This window comes from Streptomyces sp. NPDC048696 (assembly GCF_043198895.1).
GTDB lineage: Bacteria > Actinomycetota > Actinomycetes > Streptomycetales > Streptomycetaceae > Streptomyces.
Genome location: NZ_JBICVJ010000006.1, coordinates 473,736 through 493,804 on the forward strand (window position 1 = coordinate 473,736; position 20,069 = coordinate 493,804).

General features: G+C 73.1%; 15 protein-coding genes. 10 read left to right on the plus strand and 5 right to left on the minus strand.

Translation table 11 applies throughout. From position 1 onward, the window contains the following. The first annotated feature begins 42 nt into the window (after positions 1-42). Positions 43-993: a LysR family transcriptional regulator gene (locus tag ACGFRG_RS16095; RefSeq protein WP_361419192.1), complete on the plus strand. Its 951-nt coding sequence runs from the start codon at positions 43-45 to the stop codon at positions 991-993. 21 nt (positions 994-1,014) lie between these two features. Further along, a complete protein-coding gene (locus ACGFRG_RS16100; protein WP_361419189.1) occupies positions 1,015-1,887 on the plus strand; it encodes an oxygenase MpaB family protein in 873 nt (290 codons plus the stop codon). Positions 1,888-1,891: 4 nt separating this feature from the next. Here ACGFRG_RS16100 and ACGFRG_RS16105 read toward each other — a convergent pair whose 3' ends face one another. Continuing rightward, positions 1,892-2,923, minus strand: coding sequence for a LacI family DNA-binding transcriptional regulator (locus ACGFRG_RS16105; RefSeq protein WP_361420041.1), 1,032 nt, complete (start codon positions 2,921-2,923; stop codon positions 1,892-1,894). 184 nt (positions 2,924-3,107) lie between these two features. Then, on the minus strand, positions 3,108-4,607 hold the full coding sequence (locus ACGFRG_RS16110; RefSeq protein WP_361419186.1) for a M1 family metallopeptidase: 1,500 nt from the start codon (positions 4,605-4,607) through the stop codon (positions 3,108-3,110). 280 nt (positions 4,608-4,887) lie between these two features. On the opposite strand from ACGFRG_RS16110, the gene ACGFRG_RS16115 reads away from it, so the two are divergent. Then, a complete protein-coding gene (locus ACGFRG_RS16115) occupies positions 4,888-6,807 on the plus strand; it encodes a Xaa-Pro dipeptidyl-peptidase (protein ID WP_393264353.1) in 1,920 nt (639 codons plus the stop codon). A gap of 115 nt (positions 6,808-6,922) precedes the next feature. Here ACGFRG_RS16115 and ACGFRG_RS16120 read toward each other — a convergent pair whose 3' ends face one another. Further along, entirely contained in the window at positions 6,923-7,852 is a 930-nt protein-coding gene (locus ACGFRG_RS16120) for an NAD(P)/FAD-dependent oxidoreductase (protein WP_393264356.1), read from the minus strand. A 66-nt stretch (positions 7,853-7,918) separates the two neighbouring features. Here ACGFRG_RS16120 and ACGFRG_RS16125 point away from each other — a divergent pair, with 66 nt between their 5' ends. The 6 genes from ACGFRG_RS16125 to ACGFRG_RS16150 all read left to right on the plus strand — a co-directional run bounded on the left by ACGFRG_RS16125 (position 7,919) and on the right by ACGFRG_RS16150 (position 15,519). Next, on the plus strand, positions 7,919-8,935 hold the full coding sequence (locus ACGFRG_RS16125; protein ID WP_393264359.1) for an oxidoreductase: 1,017 nt from the start codon (positions 7,919-7,921) through the stop codon (positions 8,933-8,935). 82 nt (positions 8,936-9,017) lie between these two features. Then, a complete protein-coding gene (locus tag ACGFRG_RS16130; protein ID WP_393264361.1) occupies positions 9,018-10,655 on the plus strand; it encodes an ABC-F family ATP-binding cassette domain-containing protein in 1,638 nt (545 codons plus the stop codon). Between the two features lie 121 nt (positions 10,656-10,776). After that, the gene (locus tag ACGFRG_RS16135; protein ID WP_393264363.1) at positions 10,777-11,919 is read left to right on the plus strand and encodes an ATP-binding protein; all 1,143 of its coding nucleotides are present in this window, start codon (positions 10,777-10,779) and stop codon (positions 11,917-11,919) included. Further along, complete coding sequence (locus ACGFRG_RS16140; protein WP_361419171.1) at positions 11,916-12,617, plus strand: response regulator transcription factor; 702 nt, start codon at positions 11,916-11,918, stop codon at positions 12,615-12,617. Before ACGFRG_RS16135 ends, ACGFRG_RS16140 begins: the two co-directional genes overlap by 4 nt. Before the next feature lie 232 nt (positions 12,618-12,849). Next, positions 12,850-13,983: a non-hydrolyzing UDP-N-acetylglucosamine 2-epimerase gene (wecB, locus tag ACGFRG_RS16145; protein WP_361419168.1), complete on the plus strand. Its 1,134-nt coding sequence runs from the start codon at positions 12,850-12,852 to the stop codon at positions 13,981-13,983. 207 nt (positions 13,984-14,190) lie between these two features. Next, positions 14,191-15,519, plus strand: coding sequence for a glycosyltransferase family 2 protein (locus ACGFRG_RS16150; protein ID WP_393264367.1), 1,329 nt, complete (start codon positions 14,191-14,193; stop codon positions 15,517-15,519). Between the two features lie 122 nt (positions 15,520-15,641). Here ACGFRG_RS16150 and ACGFRG_RS16155 read toward each other — a convergent pair whose 3' ends face one another. Next, positions 15,642-17,990 (minus strand): Tex family protein, encoded by a 2,349-nt coding sequence (locus ACGFRG_RS16155; RefSeq protein WP_393264370.1) that lies wholly within the window; start codon positions 17,988-17,990, stop codon positions 15,642-15,644. A gap of 66 nt (positions 17,991-18,056) precedes the next feature. Then, positions 18,057-18,920, minus strand: coding sequence for a hypothetical protein (locus tag ACGFRG_RS16160; RefSeq protein WP_393264372.1), 864 nt, complete (start codon positions 18,918-18,920; stop codon positions 18,057-18,059). 111 nt (positions 18,921-19,031) lie between these two features. Here ACGFRG_RS16160 and ACGFRG_RS16165 point away from each other — a divergent pair, with 111 nt between their 5' ends. Then, positions 19,032-19,997, plus strand: a complete 966-nt coding sequence (locus ACGFRG_RS16165; RefSeq protein WP_393264374.1) for a GlxA family transcriptional regulator — start codon at positions 19,032-19,034, stop codon at positions 19,995-19,997. Positions 19,998-20,069: the final 72 nt, after the last annotated feature.

Genomic DNA, 20,069 nt, shown 5'->3' on the forward strand with positions numbered 1-20,069 from the left:
CGCGTGATCGACAACGAAGGGTTGTCGCATAAGGTCGGCGCCATGGACCTCGACCTCGCCCTGGTCCGCGCCTTCGCCGCGACCGCCGGGACCCTGCACTTCGGGCGGGCCGCCGAAGAGCTGAACACCAGTCAGCAGGCGCTGTCCAAGCGCATCGCGCGCCTGGAGGAGCTGCTGGGCGTACGGCTCTTCGAGCGGCAGGGCGGCATCCGGCTGAGCGAGGCGGGGGAGCGGTTCCTGCCGGCCGCGCGCGAGGCGCTGGCGGCGGGCGAGCGGGCGGTCGCGGCGGTGACGGACGCGGGCCCGGCCGTACGGATCGACACCTGGGGGCATCTGTACGCGCCGATGCGCACGGTCGCCGACGCGGTGCAGGCACTCGACGCCGTGCGGTGGGAGCCGGGCCCCGGGCGGGACTGGCCGTCGGTCGCGCGGGCGCTGCTGCGCGGGGACACGGACCTGGGCTTCGGCCGGGTGCACCCGCTGCCCGACGGCCGCGACGCGGGACTCACCCAGCGGCTGGTGCGTCTGGAACCGGTCGACGTGGTCGTCGGTCCCTCGCACCCGCTGGCCGGGGCCGACGCGGTGCGCCCGGCCGATCTGCGCGACAGCGTCCTGTGGTGCCCGGCCGAGCTGAGCCGCCTGGACTTCCTGCGCCGCTTCGCCGACGAGTTCGGCGTCACGCGGCGCCACGACGGCCCCAATCTGGGCCTCGACCACCTCGCCCGGGGCCTGAGCGCCGACCCCGAGGGCTTCACCGTCTTCCCCGCCGACGCGCCGCTGCCCGACCACACGGGCCTGCGCTCGATCCCGCTCGTCGAGCCGACACCGCTGTACGCCTGGTCGCTGGCCTGGCGGGAGTCGTCCCGCCACCCCCGCCTCGACACCCTGCTGCGCGGCTTCGCCGAGGCCGGTCGGGCCCGGCGCTGGCTGGAGTACCGGCCGGGGCGCGACTGGCTCCCCGACACCGATCATCCGAAACTCGCGCCCCGATAGTCATCTGGTATTCCTGGATGCATGATCGAAAGCCCGTCCGCCGACCCCGCCCCGCCCCCGCCGGGCGGAGTGCTGTGGAGCCTCGCCGGGGACGTGCGGGTGCTGCTCACGCTCCCCGCGGCCCTGGCCCTCCAGGTCGCCCATCCCGCCGTGGGCGCCGGGGTCGACGAGCACTCCGTGTTCCGGACCGACCCCTGGGGACGCGGTGAGCGCTCGCTGCGCTCGCTCCAGCTGTGGGTGTACGGGGGCGAGGCGGCGGCCGAGGAGGGGCGCCGGCTGCGGGAGCTGCACCGGTCCATTCAGGGCACCGACGCGCGGGGCCGCCGCTACCACGCGCTGACCCCGGCCAACTACGCGTGGGTGCACGCCACCGGCTACCCGGTCTTCGCCTACAGCCGTCAGTACCTGCGCCGTCCCTGCACCGAGGCGCAGGAGCGGCAGATGTACGCGGAGTGGCTTCAGGTCGGGCGCGTCCTGGGCATCCACGACCGGGACATGCCGCAGAGCATCGAGGAGTTCTGGCCGTACTACCGCAAGGTGCTCGACGCCGAGATCGGGTCGAACGCCGTGGTCGAGGAGCTGGTCTCGCTCCATCCGGATGTGCCGGCACCCGCCCTCGGGCCGCTCCCCGTACGGCTGTTGCTGCGGCTGCTGTGGCCGCTGCTCCTGCCGCCGATCGCGCGCTTCAGACGGTTCGTGACCATCGGCTTCCTGCCGCCGGACGCGCGCGCGGCGATGGGTCTTGAATGGACCGACGCCCAGGAGCGCGCACTGCGCCGCTTCGGCCTCGTGGTGCGGGCGGTCGTGCCCGTACTGCCCGAGCGGCTGCGCTATCTGCCGCTCGCCCGCCGGGCCAGGGCGCGGGCCCGTCGGGCCCGCAAGCACCCCGCGTGACCCGTCACGCGGACGCCCGCCGCACCAGCGCCGTCTGGGTGATGACCGGCTCCGGGCTCGTCGTGCCGCCCGCGTCCAGTCCGCTCAGCAGCAGCCGGGCCATGAGGCGGCCCATGCCCTCGATGTCCTGACGTACCGTCGTCAGCGGTGGATCCGTCGCCTCGGCGACTGTCCGCATGTCGTCGAAGCCGACCAGGGCGACGTCCTCGGGCACCCGGCGGCCCCGCTCGCGCAGCACCCCGAGCGCGCCCGACGCCATCAGGTCGTTCGCGGCGAACACGGCGTCCAGGTCGGGGCGCCGGTCCAGCAGTCGGGCCATCGCCCGGGCTCCGCTCTCCACCGTGAAGGCGCCTTCGGCGATCAGGCGCGGGTCCGTGTCGGGCAGCACGTCGTGGAAGCCGTCGAGCCGGTCCGTCGCCGACGTCTGGTCGCGCGGGCCCGCTATATGGGCGATGCGGGTGCGGCCGAGCGCGAGCAGATGGCGCACAGCCGCGCGGGCACCGCCGCGGTTGTCGGCGTCGACATACGGGACGGGCCGCTCGCCCGGCGCCGTCGGCCAGCCCGGACGGCCTCCGTACACGGTCGGTATCCCGGTCCTGCGGGCGATCGCGGGCAACGGGTCGTCGGTGTGCAGCGAGAAGGCCAGCGCGCCGTCGACGTGTCCGCCCGCCAGATAACGCGCGATCCGGTCGTAGTCGCCCGGCCCCTCCACGATGAGCAGCACCAACTGGGTGTCGTGGGCGGTGAGTTCCTTGCTGATGCCCCGGATCTGCTGCGAGAAGAACGGGTCCGAGAAGATCCGGATCTCCGGCTCGGCGATGATCACGGCGACCGCGCCGGTGCGCCGGGTGACCAGCGTGCGGGCCGCGTGGTTGGGGACGTACCCCAGCTCCTCGACCGCCTGGCGCACCTTGTCCACCAGCGGGGGCCGCACCCCCGCGCCGCCGTTCATGACCCGGGACGCCGTGGCCCGGGAGACCCCGGCGCGCGCGGCGACGGCCTCCAGCGTCGGCCTCGGCCCCGGGCGCGGGTCGATGTGGGGTGCGGTGTGCTGCTCGGTCAAGGCACAGGCTCCTCGCGGGCGGCGTGGCGGCGCCGGGCGGGGCGCCGCGTACAGCGTAGTGGCGCGCCGCCCGGCCGAGCAGGGCGTGCTCGCCGCGCGCGGGGTGGGCGGGCGCGGGCTTCCCGGCCGCGCCCGCCCACCGGATCAGGGGCCCGCCTCAGCGGTGGGCGTGGATGTCGTTCGTCTCCGCGATCTTCTTCCAGGACTTGGGCTGGGCCACCGGCGTACCGGCGGTCCGGGCCACGAGGTTCGCCTTCTTGGCGGCCGAGACGGCCGGCTTCGAGGGCTGGTACAGCCAGGTGTCGAAGAGCCCGGCGAGCGGCTTGCCGGAGATCTGCTCGGCGTACCGCTCGAAGTCGCCCACATTGGCGTTGCCGTACTGGTGGGCCGTCGGCCAGCCCTTGAGGATGGCGAAGAACGCCTTGTCGCCGACCGTGTTGCGCAGCGCCTGGATGGCGAGCGCGCCCCGGTCGTAGACGGGGAGTTCGAACTGGTTGTCCGGGCCCGGGTCGCCCGGCTTGACCTGCCAGAACGGGTCGTCGGCCGGGTGCTGGGCGTAGACGTAGTCGGCCAGCTCCTGCGTGGTGCCCTCGCCCTCCTTCTCCGACCAGAGCCACTGGGCGTAGCGGGCGAAGCCCTCGTTGTTCCAGATGTCCTTCCAGCCCTTCACCGAGACGCTGTTGCCGTACCACTGGTGGGCCAGCTCATGGACGACCACCGAGACGTTGGCGCCGTTCGCGAACTGCTTGGGGCTGTAGTACGGGCGGGTCTGCGTCTCCAGGGCGAAGCCCGAGGTCACGTTGGGGACGTAACCGCCGACCGAGTTGAACGGGTAGGGGCCGTAGAGGCTGCTCAGCCACTCGACGACCTCCTTGGTGCGCTCGACGCTGGCGCGCGCGGCGCCGTCGTTGTCACCGAGGTCCTTGCTGTACGCGTTGATGATCGGCAGGCCGTTCGCCGTGGTGTCCGTCGTGATGTCGAACTTGCCGATCGCGAGCGTGGCCAGATAGCTGGCCTGCGGCTTGTTGGAGCGCCAGTTGTACCGCGTCCAGCCCAGCTTCGAACTCTGCGACTGGAGCGTGCCGTTGCTGATCGCCTGGGTGCCGTCCGGCACGAGCACCGAGACGTCGTAGGTGGCCTTGTCCAGCGGGTGGTCGTTGGATGGGAACCACCACACGGCCGAGTCTGGCTCCTGCGCGGCCACACCGCCGTCCGGGGTGCGGTGCCAGGCCGTGTAGCCGCCGATGCTCAGCTCGGACGGCTTGCCCGCGTACTTCACCACCACCGAGATCGACTTCCCCTTGACCAGCGGCGCGGCCGGGGTGATCTCCAGCTCCTGGGTGCCGGACTTGGCGTACTTCGCCTTGGCGCCGTTGACCAGGACCTCGTTGACCTGGAGCCCGAAGTCGAGGTTGAACCGGGAGAGGTTCTGGGTGGTGGTGGCGAGGATCGTCGCCGTGCCCTCAAGCAGGTCGGTGGTGGGCTGGTACTTCAGTCTCAGGTCGTAGTGGGATACGTCGTAACCGCCATTGCCGCTGTTCGGGTAGTAGGGGTCGCCGATACCCGGGGCGCCCGGTGTGAAGTCGGTCGCGGATGCCGGGATCGCCAGCAGCAGGGACGCGGCGAGCACGCTCGGGGCGATGATTTTGCGGTGCACGAGTGCTCCAAGTCGTCGATGTGAACGATCTCTTGGGACCCTATTCAGCCCCCGTCGCGCCGGTCATGTCCATGGCCCCTGCTGTCACACGATCGCCATTGCGCCGACATGTTGACTTGCTCGACTCGACCCTCATTCGGACCACGCCTGCCCTCTTTTGCACGGGAGTTGACGGGAGTACCGTCCGCCCATGCCGATTGCTGCGCGGTCCACCCGCATGAGGTCCAGATCGCAGAGGAACAGCTCGCGCCGGTCGCCCCACTGGGGGCGCCTGCTCGTGATGGCGGTCGCGGCCGCCCTGACCGCCCTGTTCGTCTCCCCGGTGGGCGCCCAGGCCGCCCGCGCCAAGGAGAGCAGGCCCGTCTACTCGTACGAGAACGCCATCCGTGAGTCCGTCTGGGTCGACACCCGGCTCGACGCGGACGGCGACGGCAAGGCCGACCGGGTCGCCGTCGACATCGTCCGCCCGCGCGAGGCCGCACAGCAGGGCCGCAGGGTTCCGGTCATCCTGGAGGCCTCGCCGTACTACGCCTGCTGCGGACGCGGCAACGAGAGCCAGCTCAAGACGTACGACGCGCAAGGGCACGTCGTCCAGATGCCGCTGTTCTACGACAACTACTTCGTGCCGCGCGGCTACGCCTTCGTCGGCGTCGACCTGTCCGGAACCAATCGCTCGGACGGCTGTGTCGACATCGGCGGCCCCTCGGACGTCCAGTCGGCCAAGGCGGTCGTCGACTGGCTCAACGGACGCGCCCGCGCCTACACCACCCGTACGGGTACCCAGCGGGTCGGCGCCGACTGGACCAACGGCCGCACCGGCATGATCGGCAAGAGCTGGGACGGCACCATCGCCAACGGGGTCGCCGCCACCGGCGTCGACGGCCTGAAGACCATCGTGCCGATCAGCTCCATCTCCTCCTGGTACGACTACTACTTCGCCAAGGGCGCCCCGCTCTACGACTCCGGCCCCGACTGGCTCTCCAACTACGTGGAGAGCCCCGAGGCGCAGGCCCACTGCGGCGCCGTGCAGCAGAGACTCGTCGACGGGGCGCCGCGCAACGGCGACTGGACGCCGCTGTGGAGCGGGCGCGACTACGTCGCCGACGCCTCCAAGGTCAAGGCCAGCGTGTTCGTGGTGCACGGCATGCAGGACCTGAACGTGCGCACCAAGAACTTCGGCCAGTGGTGGGACGCGCTCGCGGCGAACGGCGTCGAGCGCAAGATCTGGCTCTCCCAGACCGGGCACGTCGACCCGTTCGACTACCGGCGCGCCGACTGGGTCGACACCCTGCACAAGTGGTTCGACCACTACCTCCTCGGCTACGACAACGGCATCGAGCGCGCGCCGATGGCCGACGTCGAGCGCCACCCCGACCAGTGGTCCACCGACGCCGTCTGGCCGCCGGTGGGCACCCGGAACACCGTGCTGCGCCCGGCGAACGGCTCCGCGCCCGGCGTCGGCGGCCTCGGGCTGAGCCCCGCGCCCGCCGGTGCGAGCGAGACGTTCACCGACAACCCGCAGCTGGACGAGAGCGGTTGGTCCGCGACCGTGGACCGGTCGACCCCGGAGAAGGCCGGATTCGTCACCGGGCCGCTCACCCAGGACCTGCGGCTGTCCGGCTCCTCCAAGGTGACCGTCACCGCGACCCCGACCACCACCAGCGCCCACCTCTCGGCGGTCCTGGTCGACCTCGGCCCCGACACCATCCGCAATTACGGCGGCGCGGGCGAGGGCATCCTCACCGGCACCGACCGCACCTGCTGGGGCGTGAGCACGACCGGGGACAGCGCCTGCTACAAGGTCACCTCGGCCGACAAGAAGGCCGTCGACTACACCGTGTTCAGCCGGGGCTGGGCCGACCTCGGCCACTACGCGGGCGGCACCGGGCAGCCGCTGACCCCGGGCCGGCCGTACACGATCACCCTCGACCTGCACGCCACCGACCACGTCGTCCCGGCCGGACACCGGCTCGCGCTGATCGTCGCGGGCACCGACAAGGACCTCATCGACCCGCCCGCGAGCACCCCGACGCTCACTGTCGACCTGGCGCACACCTGGGCGAAACTGCCGCTGGTCGGCGGTGCGGGAGCGTTCAGGCGGGCCACCACCGGCACCCCGCCGCACCTCGCACCGCACCTCGCGCGTCCGACCGGCGTCACCGTCCCGCCCTCGGTCGGCCGGGTCCCGGGGGACCGATGAGGGCCCGCGCACTGGTCGTCGGGGCCACCGGGGCGTCGTGCCGCTGCTCCTCGACGGCCGGGCGCAGTACGGGCTGACGGCGGCCGAACCCGTTCAGCGCCGCTGATACGGGTTCTCAATGGAGAGGAGTGCGGGAGGCGGCCAGCGCGGCCGCCTCCCGCGCACACCCCCAGGCGACGGTGACACCGGCGCCGCCATGGCCGTAGTTGTGCACCAGCACACCACCGGACCTGGTCGCCTCGGCCTCGATCCGCACGCCCCCGTCCCGCACCGGCCGCAGCCCCGTCCGGTGCGCGAGCACCCGCGCCCCGCCGATCTCGGGGCGCACCCGGGCGCACCGCGCCACGATCTCCTCGGCGGTCCGGGGATCGGGGGCCAGGTCCCACGCGTCGTCCTGCACGGTGCCGCCGAGCAGCAGTCCGTACGGCTGGGGGAAGAAATAGGTGCCTGCGTCGGAGTCGTCGACGGCCGTGTACCACTCGTTGATGCCGGGGTTCTCCACGATCACCAACTGGCCGCGCACCGGCCGCACCCGCGGATCGGGTACCAGGCCGCGGGCGCCGAGTCCGGTGCAGTTGACCACGAGCGGGGCGTCGGGCAGCCGGTCGATCGCGCGGAGCTCGACCGTCGTGCCGGTGGCCTCCAGACGCGCGCGCAGCCACTCCAGGTGCGTCGGCATGTCGATCAGCGGAACCCGGACGTGCACGCCGTGCGCGGACTGGCGCAGCCCGTCCACCTCGGCCGCCCACGGCCCGAGTTCGGAGAGCCGGATCCCCGCGTGCAGCCCCTCCACCAGCCGCACCCCGGTCGTCTGCGGCTCGGCGGCCAGCTCCTCGTACACCCGCAGGGAGGTGAGCGCCCACTCGCCGACCTGCGTGGCCGGTTCGATCCGGTACGGCCACCACAGCGCGCCCGCCACCGCCGACGTGGTCCCGCCGATCGGATCCCGGCTCCACACCCGGACCTCGCGGCCCGACTCCGCCAGGACGACCGCCGTCGTCAGACCGATGATCCCGCCACCCACCACGATCGCCTCGTCGCTCATGACGGGACGGTAGCGGAATGGGTGATGCCGTGCTCGGAACAGCCACAAGGTGGGAATACTGGGGATATGTCTGCCGCGTACGCGACCTTCGGACTGGCCCCCGCGATGCGGGCGGGCGACGTCTGTGGCAACGGATCACCGCAACTGCACCGCGACTTCATGGACTTCGTCGTCAACGGCCGCCCCCTGCTGCTCCAACTCGCCGACCTGGACGCCGTCTCGCCGCTCGCCTCCGATGTGCCGCCCGCGATCCTCGGCGCCCAGGTGCGCAGCCTGCTCCTGGAGACCGACCCGCCGCTCGCGAACGGGCGTTACGTCGTGTACGCCTGCCCGGAGTGCGAGGACCTGGCGTGCGGCGCGGTCACCGCGGTCATCGAGCGGCTCGGCGACGACATCATCTGGCGGGACTTCGCCTGGCAGACCGCCCCGTTGCCCGACCTGGAGCGCAACGGCTACCACGGGATAGGGCCGTTCCGCTTCCGCGCCGACGAGTACCGGGCGGCCCTGGAGCAGCTGCTCGCCGACGAGCCGCCCCGGCGCCGGGTCCTGCTGATCGGGGCGCGCGCGGCCGTCCTCGGCAAGCTCGCGGCGGCCCTGCGCTCCATCGGCATAGGCGCGGACATCGCGCACGACGTGAGCGACGCGATGCCCGACGAGCTCATGACGTACGGGGCGGTCGCGTTCGGGCGCGGAGTCCCGCAGGACGAACGCGCCGCCGTGCGGGCCGCGTTCGCCCGGGCCCACGCGCACCCGGCGTATGTGATCGGCCTGGCCCCCATCACCCCGCTGCTCGTCGCCCAGCTGGAACAGGCCCTGGACCGCACCCCGCCCGCCCAGCGCCGGCTCACCCGGCTGCTCGCCACCCCCGACGAGGCCCGCCTCACCGTCGGCGCGACCTGCCGGGTGCGCCTCACCGCGTACCGCCTGGACCGGCTGCACCGCGTCCACACCGAGGAGGTCCTGGACGCGACCCTCGACCCCGGCACCCACCACGTGCCGCTGGACGCGCACGTCCTGCGCGGGGAGTCCTTCCTGGTGGCGCGGACCACGGGCGGAGTGATCACGACGGCGGTCGTGCGCTGAAACGGTCCGCCGCGCCGCCCGCACCGGGGCGGCGGAGAACCGGGCCGTGGCGGCCTTGGCACGCAAGTAGGATCTAGACCTCATGACTGCCACCCTCGTCGCCAAGGACCTCGCCGCCGGACACGGCGACCGCACGCTCTTCGCCGGGCTCGACCTCGTCGTCGCCCCCGGCGACGTCATCGGGCTCGTCGGCGCCAACGGAGCGGGGAAGTCCTCCCTGCTCCGGCTGCTGGCCGGGCTCGACACGCCGGAGGAGGGCGAGCTGCGGCTCTCCCCGCCGGGCGCCAGCGTCGGGCACCTCCCGCAGGAGCCCGAGCGGCGCCCCGGCGAGACCGTGCGCGCCTTCCTCGCCCGCCGCACCGGCGTCGCCGCCGCCCAGACCGCCATGGACGCGGCCACCGAGGCGCTGGTCGAGGGCGCGCCCGGCGCCGACGACGCGTACGCGGAGAGCCTGGAGCGCTGGCTCGACCTCGGCGGCGCCGACCTCGACGAGCGCGCCGAGGAGGTGGCCGACTCCCTCGGCCTCACCGTCGGCCTCGACCAGCCGATGACCGCGCTCTCCGGCGGCCAGGCCGCCCGCGCGGGCCTCGCCTCGCTGCTGCTCTCGCGCTACGACGTGTTCCTGCTCGACGAGCCGACCAACGACCTCGACCTGGACGGTCTGGAGCGCCTGGAGTCCTTCGTCCGGGGGCTGCGGGCCGGCACCGTGGTCATCAGCCACGACCGCGAGTTCCTCACCCGCACCGTCACCAAGGTGCTCGAACTCGATCTCGCCCAGCAGCAGATCACGCTGTACGGCGGCGGCTACGAGGCGTACCTCGAAGAGCGCGCCACCGCCCGCCGGCACGCGCGCGAGGACTTCGAGGAGTACGCCGACAAGAAGGCCGCCCTCGAAGGCCGCGCCCAGATGCAGCGCGGCTGGATGGACAAGGGCGTCAAGAACGCCCGCCGCAAGGCCGGGGACAACGACAAGCTCGGCCGCAAGTTCCGCAGCGAGTCCAGCGAGAAGCAGGCCGCCAAGGCCCGCCAGACCCAGCGCATGATCGAACGGCTCGACACCGTCGAGGAGCCCCGCAAGGAGTGGGAGCTGCGCATGGAGATCGCGACCGCGCCGCGCTCCGGCTCGGTGGTGGCCACCCTCAACAACGCCGAGGTCCGGCGCGGCGACTACACCTTCGGCCCGGTCTCGCTCCAGATCGACTGGGCCGACCGCGTCGCCATCACCGGCGCCAACGGCGCGGGCAAGTCCACGCTGCTGGCCGCCCTCCTCGGCCGCCTCCCGCTCGACGCGGGCCAGGCCGCGCTCGGCTCCGGCGTCGTCGTCGGCGAGGTGGACCAGGCCCGTGGGCTGTTCGTCGGCGAGGAATCGCTCCTGGAGGCGTTCTGCGCGGCGGTCCCGGACACCGAGCCGGGCGAGGTGCGCACCCTGCTGGCCAAGTTCGGCCTGCGGGCCGACCATGTGCTGCGCCCGGCCACCTCGCTCTCGCCGGGCGAGCGCACCCGCGCCGCGCTCGCCCTGCTCCAGGGCCGGGGCGTCAACCTGCTCGTCCTCGACGAGCCGACCAACCACCTCGACCTCCCGGCGATCGAGCAGCTGGAGTCCGCCCTCGACTCGTACACCGGCACGCTGCTGCTTGTCACCCACGACCGCCGGATGCTGGACGCGGTGCGCACCACCCGGCGTATCGAGGTGGCGGACGGCAAGGTGACCGAGCACTGACCTCCGCCGACGGCGGCGAGAGCGGGCACGGGCGCAGTCCCGGTCGGCCGACCGGAGGGGTGTCCGGCGGATGGACGCGCGGCGCCGCCGACCAGCGGTGATCCGCGCGTACCGTGCTGGCGTGGACCGTGAGCGCGACCGGCTTCAGGCCGTCCTGGAGGCACTGCCCCGGGCGGCGATCGTGCAGGGCGGCGACGAGCACGTGGTCGCCGTCAACCGCCGCTTCGTCGAGATGTTCGCACTGGCCGGGCGGGTCGCCTACGCGCCCGGCGCTCCGCTGGAGCCCGTGGTGGACGCGGTCCTCGACCACTTCGCCGAGCGCCCGGTCTGGATCGTGGAGGGCACCGCCGCCATCGCCGCGCGCCGCGTCCACCGCGCCGCCGAGATCGCGCTCACCGACGGCCGGGTCATCCGGCGCGACGTGGAGCCGCTGTACGACGCGGGCGGGGAGCCCTTCGGGTCGCTGTGGACCGCCGAGGACATCACCGAAGCCAAGCGCCGCGAGCACGCGCTCCACCGCGACAACGCGGCGCTCGCGGAGCTGGCCCGCCGGCGCAACGAGTTCCTGGCCTCCGCCTCGCACAATCTGCGCACCCCGCTCACCTCCATCATCAGCTTCTGCGAACTGCTCGCCGACCCCGCCTCCGGCTCGCTCGACCCCGACCAGCTGGCCTTCCTCGAAGCGATCCGCCGCAACGCCACCCGCATGGCGACCGTGATCACCACGCTGCTGGACACCACGATGATGCGTGAGCCCCAACTGCGCCTGGAGTTCGGCGAGGTGGACATCGCGCGGATGCTGGAGCATGCGGTCGTCGACCGGATGTCCACGCTGGCCGAGGCCGGTCTGTTCACCGTGCTCAGCTGTACGCCGGGACCGCCGCTGTACGGGGACGAGCACCGCCTGGAGCACGTGCTCGACAACCTCCTGGAGAACGCCGCCAAGTTCACCCCGCCCGGCGGCCGCGTGGGCATCGCGGCCGAGGCGGCGGGCGACACGTGGCGCATCACGGTCGCGGACACCGGGATCGGGGTGCCCGAGCAGTACCGCGAGGAGATCTTCTCCGGCTTCGTCCGGGCCCCCAACGCCGCATCGGGCGGCTTCCCCGGCACCGGCCTCGGCCTCACCATCAGCCGGGACATCGTGCGCCGCCACGGCGGCGAGCTGTCGGTGGCCGAGGCGCCGGGCGGGGGCGCCCTGTTCACCGTCCATCTGCCGATCGCGGGCCCCACGGACACCGGGGCCGCCGGGGAGGCGCCATGACCCGGATCCTGATCGTGGAGGACGACGTCGATGTGGCGACCGCGCTGCGGGTGCTGCTCACCCGGGCCGGATACGAGGTGGTGGCCGCCGCCGACGGCCGGGAGGGGCTGCGGCGCCTCTTCGCGGACTCGCCGGACCTGATGCTGCTGGACATCGGGCTGCCCGGGCTCGACGGCTGGCAGGTCCTGGAGCGCACCCGGGACATGACCGACCTGCCCGTACTGCTGCTCACCGCGCGCGGGGCCGAGAGCGACCGGGTACGGGGGCTGCGGGCCGGGGCCGACGACTATCTGCCCAAACCGTTCGGCAACGACGAGCTGGTGGCCCGGGTCGAGGCGCTGCTCAGGCGCGCCTCGACCTCGCGCTGGGCGGGCACGGCCCAGGACGAGTCGCTGCGCCTGGTGCCCGAGCGGCGCTCGGCGGTCTGGCTCGGCGAGGAGGTACGGCTCAGCGACATCGAGTACCGGCTGCTCCAGGTCCTCGTCCGCAACCGGGGCCGCGTCGTCACCACCGACCAGCTCCTCGACCAGGTCTGGGACGACCCGCAGGGCGTCGGGCGCGACCGGGTGAAGTTCGCGGTGCTGCGCGTACGCCGCAAACTCCAGCAGGCGGCGGGCAGCCTGGAGACCGACCCGATCGAGGCGGTGCGGGGGATGGGCTACCGGTATCGGGGGGAGCGGGAGCCGGGGGGCGTCTGAGCCGGCAGGGCCGCCCGGTGCCGCACAGGGCTCGTACGGGTTGTACGGGTCCTACGGCGGTCCGGATGCGGGCGAAGGTCCCAGGCACAGGTCCCGGGTCGGTGGGGCCGAAGGTCCCGAATCCTTCTTCCGGCGGCAACCGCAACCGTAGGGCAACCGAGTGCCAGCCGGGCGGGCAACGGTCGGCGGCGAGCCTGCTGGAGTCCCCGCCGGTCCGCCCCTGGAGCTCTCCTTGTCCGTCCTGCCGCCCCGCAGCATCGCCGTCGTCCTCGGTACCCGCCCCGAGCTGGTCAAGCTGACCGAGCTGATCCGCCTCCTCGGGCCCGCCGCGCATGTCGTGCACACCGGGCAGCACTACGACGAGGAACTGTCCGGCCGTTTCCTGACCGATCTGGGCATCCCCGAGCCGACCTATCTCACCGGCATCGGCGGCCGGCCCCGTGCGGTCCAGATCTCCGCGGGCCTCGCCCAGCTCGACGCGCTGTTCCTGGCCGAGCCGCCGCTCGCCGTGGTCGTCCAGGGCGACACCAACGCCGCCCTCGCCGGGGCGCTCGCCGCCAACGCCCGCTCGATCCCGCTCGTGCACGTCGAGGCCGGGCTGCGCAGCCACGACCGGAACATGCCCGAGGAACACAACCGCGTCCTGATCGACCGGCTCGCCGACGTGCTCTGCGCGGCGACCCCGCAGAACCGGGAGAACCTGCTGGCCGAGGGCGTCCCCGCCGACCTCGTCGACATCACCGGCAACACGGTGGTCGAGGCCGTCCACAGCCAACTCCCGGACACCGAGGAGCGGTTCGCGCACCTGGAGCGCCTGGGTCTCACCCCCGACGGCTTCGTGCTGGCCACGGTCCACCGTCCCGAGAACACCGACGACGCGGTGGCTCTGCGCGCGATCCTCACCGAGCTGGCCGCGCTCGCCGCCGACGTGCCGGTGGTGCTCCCGCTCCACCCGCGCACCCGGGCCCGTATCGAGGCTGCGGGCCTCGACGCGCTCCTTGCCCCGCTGCGGGTGACCCGGCCGCTCGGCTACCGCGACTTCCTGGCCCTGGCCCGGCACGCGGCCCTGCTCGTCTCCGACTCCGGGGGAGTCCAGGAGGAGGTCACCGTACTCGGCCGCCCGCTGGTGGTGGTACGCAACTCCACCGAACGCCCGGAGGCGATGGCCGACTTCGCGACCCTGGTCGCGCCCGGCCCCGAGCTCGGGCGCGCCGCGCGTGAGCGGCTGGCGCTGGGCGCGGGCGGGCGCGCTCGGCTGGCCGCGCTGCCGAGCCCGTTCGGGGACGGGCTGGCGTCGCGACGGATCGTCGCGCTGCTGACCCGGCTGGTGTCGTCGGGCGCGACGACGTACGCGGCGGCGGCCTGACGCTCCGCTGGGAGGCGTGGTCGTTCGGCTGCGGACCGTCCGTGGCTGGTCGCTCCCCCAAGTTCTCGACTCCGCTTGAACAGGGGGGACCCCCATCGCGGCGGAGCCGCACATGTCACAGCCCCGCGCCCCTATGGGGCGCCCCGATGTACCCCCGAAGGCCGCCTGGCCGCACCTGTCTTCCGAATCCGACACCGAAAGCCCCCCGTGTTCGACAGCCTGCTCATATTTCTCTTCCCCTTCGCCCTCCTTGCCTGTTTCCTTCTCTACTGGGCCGGGGCCCGGCGCTCGTACGTCAACCGCCCGGCGACACAAGCCGGTGACCCGACCGTCCTGGACTGGCACTTCTTCGTGCCGTGCCGGGACGAGGAGGCCGTTGTCGGGGCGACGGTCGGTCAGCTGCGAGGCGACTTCCCCGCTGCCCATGTGTGGGTGATCGACGACGACAGCGACGACCGGACCGGCCTGATCGTCGCCGCGCTCGCGGAGGACGACCGCCGGGTCCATCTCGTACGCCGGGTGCGCCCCGAGGCCCGTACCGGCAAGGGGGACGCGCTCAACGCGGCGTACGACCAGCTCGGTGAGTTCCTGCCGGAGGGGGTCGACCGAGGCAGGGTCGTCGTGTGCGTGGTGGACGCCGACGGGCGGCTCGACCCGCGCGCCCTGGAACTCGTCTCGGGACCGGAGGCGTTCGGGGACCCGGAGATCGGCGGGGTGCAGGTCGGCGTGCGGATGCGCAACGTCGACGACCCGCGCCCGCTGCCGGAGCGCGGGCGCGTCCTGAACGCGTTCGCCCGGCTGCTCGTCCGTGTCCAGGACATGGAGTTCGCGGTCTCCAACGCGGGCATGCAGCTGCTGCGCCGCCGTACGGGTTCGGTGGGGCTCGGCGGGAACGGTCAGTTCACCCGGCTGTCCGCGCTCGACCGGATCGCGGACGCCGAGTGGCGCCCCTGGCAGCGCGGCGCGCTCCTTGAGGACTACGAACTCGGCCTGCACATGATTCTCGCGGGCTTCCGGATCACGCACATCGCGGACACCTGGGTCTCCCAGGAGGGACTGCCGCACGCCCGCCGCCTGCTGACCCAGCGGACCCGCTGGGCGCAGGGCAACTTCCAGTGCGTGCGCTACGCCCCGCGCATCATCTCCTCGCGCCACTACAGCGGGCGCGGGGTGCTGGAGACGCTGTACACGTTCTGCCAGCCGGTCGCGCATCTGCTCACCCTCGCGCTGAGCGTGGCGATGCTGGTGCTGGGCGGTCTCGGGTCACTGGTGCTGTGGCCGCTCACCCTGATCCTGGCGGCGCTGGCGATCGGCCCGTTCGTGCTGTGGGGCCCGGTCTACCGCCGCGACCACGCCCCGGACGCCTCGCGGCTGACCGCGCTGCTGTGGGGCGTGGCGCTGTGGCTGTACGCGTACCACCTGTTCATCGTCTCCGCCCGCGCCTTCGTCCGCATGGCCCGAGGCCGCAACGGCTGGGCCAAGACACGCCGCAACGCGGAACGGACGACGTCGGGCCCGGTGGCCCTGGAGGCGTAGCGCCCGCCGGGCACCCGTCAAGGGGCGCGGGGAACCGCGCGCCCAGTCACGCACGGTCCGCAGCTGACCGACCGCCCTGGGCCGGGGTGCGGGCGGGCCCAGCAGCGGCAACAGCGGAGCGCTCAGCGGCGGCCCTTCGGGTCCAGCAGGCCCGCCTTGCGCAGGGCGTCCGCCATCGCGCCGTTCGCGGGCGGGGGTGTCTGACGACCGCGGTCGCCACCCCCACCCCCGCCGCCACCCCGGCGCTGCTGCCGCTGCTGGGGCGGCCGCTCACCCCGCTTCGGCTCGCCGCCCGAGGCGCCGTCGTCCAGCCGCAGCGTCAGCGAGATCCGCTTGCGCGGGACGTCGACGTCCATGACCTTCACCTTGACGATGTCGCCCGGCTTCACGACCTCGCGCGGGTCCTTCACGAACTTGTTCGACAGCGCCGAGACATGCGCGAGCCCGTCCTGGTGCACGCCGATGTCGATGAACGCGCCGAACGCCGCCACGTTCGTCACCACGCCCTCAAGCACCATCCCCGGCTCCAGGTCGCCGATCTTCTCGACGCCCTCCTTGAAGGAGGCCGTCTTGAAGGCGGGACGGGGGTCGCGGCCCGGCTTCTCCAGCTCGCGCAGGATGTCCGTCACCGTCGGCAGACCGAAGGTCTCGTCGACGAACGCGTCCGGCCGCAGCGACCGCAGCACCGCCGTGTTGCCGATCAGCGCCGCGACCTCGGTGCCCGAGGTCTTCACCATCCGCCGCACCACCGGGTACGCCTCGGGGTGCACGCTGGAGGCGTCCAGCGGGTCGTCGCCGCCCCGGATCCGCAGGAAGCCCGCGCACTGCTCGTACGCCTTGGGGCCCAGGCGCGCCACGTCCTTCAGCGCCTTGCGGGAGCGGAACGGCCCGTTGGCGTCGCGGTGCGCCACGATGTTCTCGGCGAGCCCGGCGCCGATGCCGGAGACCCGCGAGAGCAGCGGCGCGGACGCGGTGTTGACGTCCACCCCCACCCCGTTCACACAGTCCTCCACGACCGCGTCGAGCGAGCGCGAGAGCTTCACCTCGGACAGGTCGTGCTGGTACTGGCCGACACCGATCGACTTGGGGTCGATCTTCACCAGCTCGGCGAGTGGATCCTGGAGGCGGCGCGCGATGGAGACCGCGCCGCGCAGCGACACGTCCATGTCCGGCAGCTCCTGCGAGGCGAACGCCGAGGCCGAGTACACCGAGGCGCCCGCCTCGGAGACCATCACCTTCGTGAGCTTCAACTCCGGGTGCTTGGTGATCAGTTCACCCGCGAGCTTGTCCGTCTCGCGGGACGCCGTGCCGTTGCCGATGGCGACCAGCTCGACCGCGTGCTCCTTGGCGAGCCGCGCCAGCTTGGCGATCGCCTCGTCCCACCGGTTCGCCGGGACGTGCGGGTGGATGACGTCCGTCGCCACGACCTTGCCGGTCGCGTCGACGACGGCCACCTTCACGCCCGTACGGAACCCGGGGTCCAGGCCCAGCGTCGCGCGCGTGCCGGCCGGGGCGGCCAGCAGCAGGTCGCGCAGGTTGGACGCGAAGACCCGCACCGCCTCGTCCTCGGCGGCCGTCCGAAGCCGCAGCCGCAGGTCGATGCCGAGGTGGACCAGGATCCGGGTGCGCCAGGCCCAACGGACGGTGTCCGCCAGCCACTTGTCGCCCGGGCGGCCCCGGTCGGCGATGCCGAACCGGCGCGCCACCATGTTCTCGTACGCCGACGGCCCGGGCGTGTCGGACGGCTCCTCCGGCTCCAGGACGAGATCGAGGACCTCCTCCTTCTCGCCGCGCAGCATGGCGAGGACGCGGTGCGAGGGAAGCGCGGTGAAGGGCTCGGTGAAGTCGAAGTAGTCGGCGAACTTGGCGCCCGCCTCCTCCTTGCCGTCGCGCACCTTCGCCGCGAGCCGGCCCTTGGTCCACATCCGCTCGCGCGCCTCGCCGATCAGGTCGGCGTCCTCGGAGAAGCGCTCGGTGAGGATGGCGCGGGCGCCCTCAAGGGCGGCCGCCGGGTCGGCGACGCCCTTGTCCGCGTCCACGAACGCGGCCGCCGCCGCCAGCGGTTCGACCGACGGGTCGCCGAGCAGCCCGTCGGCCAGCGGCTCAAGGCCCGCCTCGCGCGCGATCTGCGCCTTGGTGCGCCGCTTGGGCTTGAAGGGCAGATAGATGTCCTCCAGGCGGGCCTTGGTGTCGGCGGCCAGGATCTGGCGCTCGATCTCCTCGGTGAGCTTGCCCTGCTCCCGTACGGAATCGAGGACAGACGTGCGGCGGTCCTCCAGCTCGCGCAGATACCGCAGCCGCTCCTCCAGGGTGCGCAGCTGGGCGTCGTCGAGCATCTCGGTCGCTTCCTTGCGGTAGCGCGCGATGAACGGCACGGTCGACCCGCCGTCGAGCAGCTCGACGGCGGCCTTCACCTGCCGCTCCCGTACGCCGAGTTCCCCGGCGATCCTGCCTTCGATGGACGTCGTCACGATCCCGTACCGCCTTCTCGATGAGCTTGAGGCGCCATTGTGGCAGGCGGCACCGACAATCGCCGATCAGCCCTTGCCGGTCAGGTCGGCCGGGAACGCGCCCGCTGCCAGAGCCGTCATCAGGAAACCCTTGGCCAGCTCCGTCAGCCGGGTCACGCCCGCCTCGCCGAGCAGTTCGTACGGGGCGAGGTCGAGCCGGTCCGTGCGGTCCTCCACGTCCTCCCGCAGCGCCGTGCCCGCCCCGGTCAACTCGCCGTCGGCGTCCAGGAGTCCGCGCTCGCGCAGCCGGGCGACCGCCGCGTCCCAGTCCGCGCGCCGCCAGCCGCGGGTGCCGAGGATCCAGCGCGGCGCCATGCCCTTGCCGGTGGCGGTGTGGCTGACCAGCGCCTCCAGCGGGTCGAGCCCGGCGTCGAGCAGCGCCATGAGGTGGCCGTCGCCCCGGTGCTCGCGCAGCAGCGTCGCCGCGTGCCAGTACGCCAGGTGCGGCTCCTCGGGCACCGGCAGATCGGCGTGGGCGGCGTACAGCGGCCGGGCGTGCCGGGTGCAGCCCTCGGCGGCCCGCAGCGCGAGCCGTGCCGCCTCGGCCATCTCGTCCGAGGCCACCGCCTCCTCGCCGAGCAGCCGCCGCAGCGTGCTGTCGGCGGCCCGCAGCCGGGCGGCGAGCACGTCCTCGGGGGACGCGATGTCCCACACCGCCGGTACGTGCCGGGCGACCAGCTCGTGGTTGAAGTTGTAGAAGGTGGCCGTGACCGTGCCGGGGCCGACCGCGCCGAGCGCGGCGGCGCGGCCCGCGAAGTAGGCGGCGCGCGGGTCCTCGACACCGATCCCCGCGAGCTCCTTGTCGTAGTCGGGGGAGAAGTAGACGGTCGAGTGCAGCGGGTTGACGAAGTGGTGACAGCGGCGGCCGGCGCGCGGCGGGAGAGACGTCATACCAGCAGGTTACCGACTGGTCGGTACGTCGTGAACCCCTGCGGGGTCATGGCAGGAAAGGTGGACTGTTCGTCATTGCGGACATGACCGGCACCGCGAAGAATCAGGTGCATGGCGCAGCGAACCGTGCTCGTCGTCCTCTTCGAGGACGTCCTGAGCCTCGATGTCTCCGGCCCGGTGGAGGTCTTCGCCGGGGCGGACCGATACGCCGCCGGGGATGCCAGCGGTTACTACGTGATCCGTACCGCTTCCCTGGACGGCGCCCCGGTCCGCGCCACCAGCGGGCTCACCCTCGTCCCCGACGGCTCCCTGGCCGACGCGCCGGTGCCGCACACCCTGCTCGTGCCGGGCGGCCAGGGCACCCGCGCCCCGGATCCCCGGCTGGTCGCCTGGCTGCGCGAGCACGGGCCCCGGGCCGAGCGGCTGGTCTCCGTGTGCACCGGCGCCGAGATCCTCGCGCAGGCGGGGCTGCTCGACGGGCGCCGGGCGACCACGCACTGGGCGTACTGCGACGACCTCGCGCGCAGACACCCGAAGGTCACCGTCGAGCAGGACCCCATCTACGTACGCGACGGAAACGTCTCCACCTCGGCGGGCGTCACGGCGGGCATCGATCTCGCGCTCGCCCTCGTCGAGGAGGACCTGGGCCGCGAGGCCGCGCTCACCGTCGCCCGGCATCTGGTGGTGTTCCTGCGGCGCCCGGGAAACCAGGCCCAGTTCAGCGCCCAGCTCGCCGCCCAGACCGCGCGGCGCGAGCCGTTGCGCGAGGTGCAGCAGTGGATCAGCGAGCACCCCGACGCCGACCTCACCGTCGACGTCCTGGCCGCCCGGGCCCGGCTCTCGCCCCGCCACTTCGCCCGCGCCTTCCAGGCCGAGACCGGCACGACGCCCGGCCGGTACGTGGAGCGCGTCCGCGTCGAACACGCCCGGCGCCTGCTGGAGGACACCGCCGACGGGGTGCGGGAGATTTCCCGCGCGTCCGGCTACGGCACCCCGGAGGCGATGCGCCGCGCCTTCGTGAAGACCCTCGGAACCGCGCCCGCCGAGTACCGGCGCCGCTTCCACCCCGCCCGCTGACCGGCCCGTCGCCGGGCCGACCCCGGCCCGGCTCACGCCGCGGTCGGCTCCGACCCACCGCTTCGTCGAGAG

Bases quoted from the DNA above. Each gene is read 5' to 3' on its own strand.
- ACGFRG_RS16095 (WP_361419192.1), top strand. From the start codon at position 43: ATGGACCTCGACCTCGCCCTGGTCCGCGCCTTCGCCGCGACCGCCGGG.
- ACGFRG_RS16100 (WP_361419189.1), top strand. From the start codon at position 1,015: ATGATCGAAAGCCCGTCCGCCGACCCCGCCCCGCCCCCGCCGGGCGGA.
- ACGFRG_RS16115 (WP_393264353.1), top strand. From the start codon at position 4,888: ATGGCGGTCGCGGCCGCCCTGACCGCCCTGTTCGTCTCCCCGGTGGGC.
- ACGFRG_RS16120 (WP_393264356.1), bottom strand. From the start codon at position 7,852: ATGAGCGACGAGGCGATCGTGGTGGGTGGCGGGATCATCGGTCTGACG.
- ACGFRG_RS16125 (WP_393264359.1), top strand. From the start codon at position 7,919: ATGTCTGCCGCGTACGCGACCTTCGGACTGGCCCCCGCGATGCGGGCG.
- ACGFRG_RS16130 (WP_393264361.1), top strand. From the start codon at position 9,018: ATGACTGCCACCCTCGTCGCCAAGGACCTCGCCGCCGGACACGGCGAC.
- ACGFRG_RS16140 (WP_361419171.1), top strand. From the start codon at position 11,916: ATGACCCGGATCCTGATCGTGGAGGACGACGTCGATGTGGCGACCGCG.
- ACGFRG_RS16160 (WP_393264372.1), bottom strand. From the start codon at position 18,920: ATGACGTCTCTCCCGCCGCGCGCCGGCCGCCGCTGTCACCACTTCGTC.
- ACGFRG_RS16165 (WP_393264374.1), top strand. From the start codon at position 19,032: ATGGCGCAGCGAACCGTGCTCGTCGTCCTCTTCGAGGACGTCCTGAGC.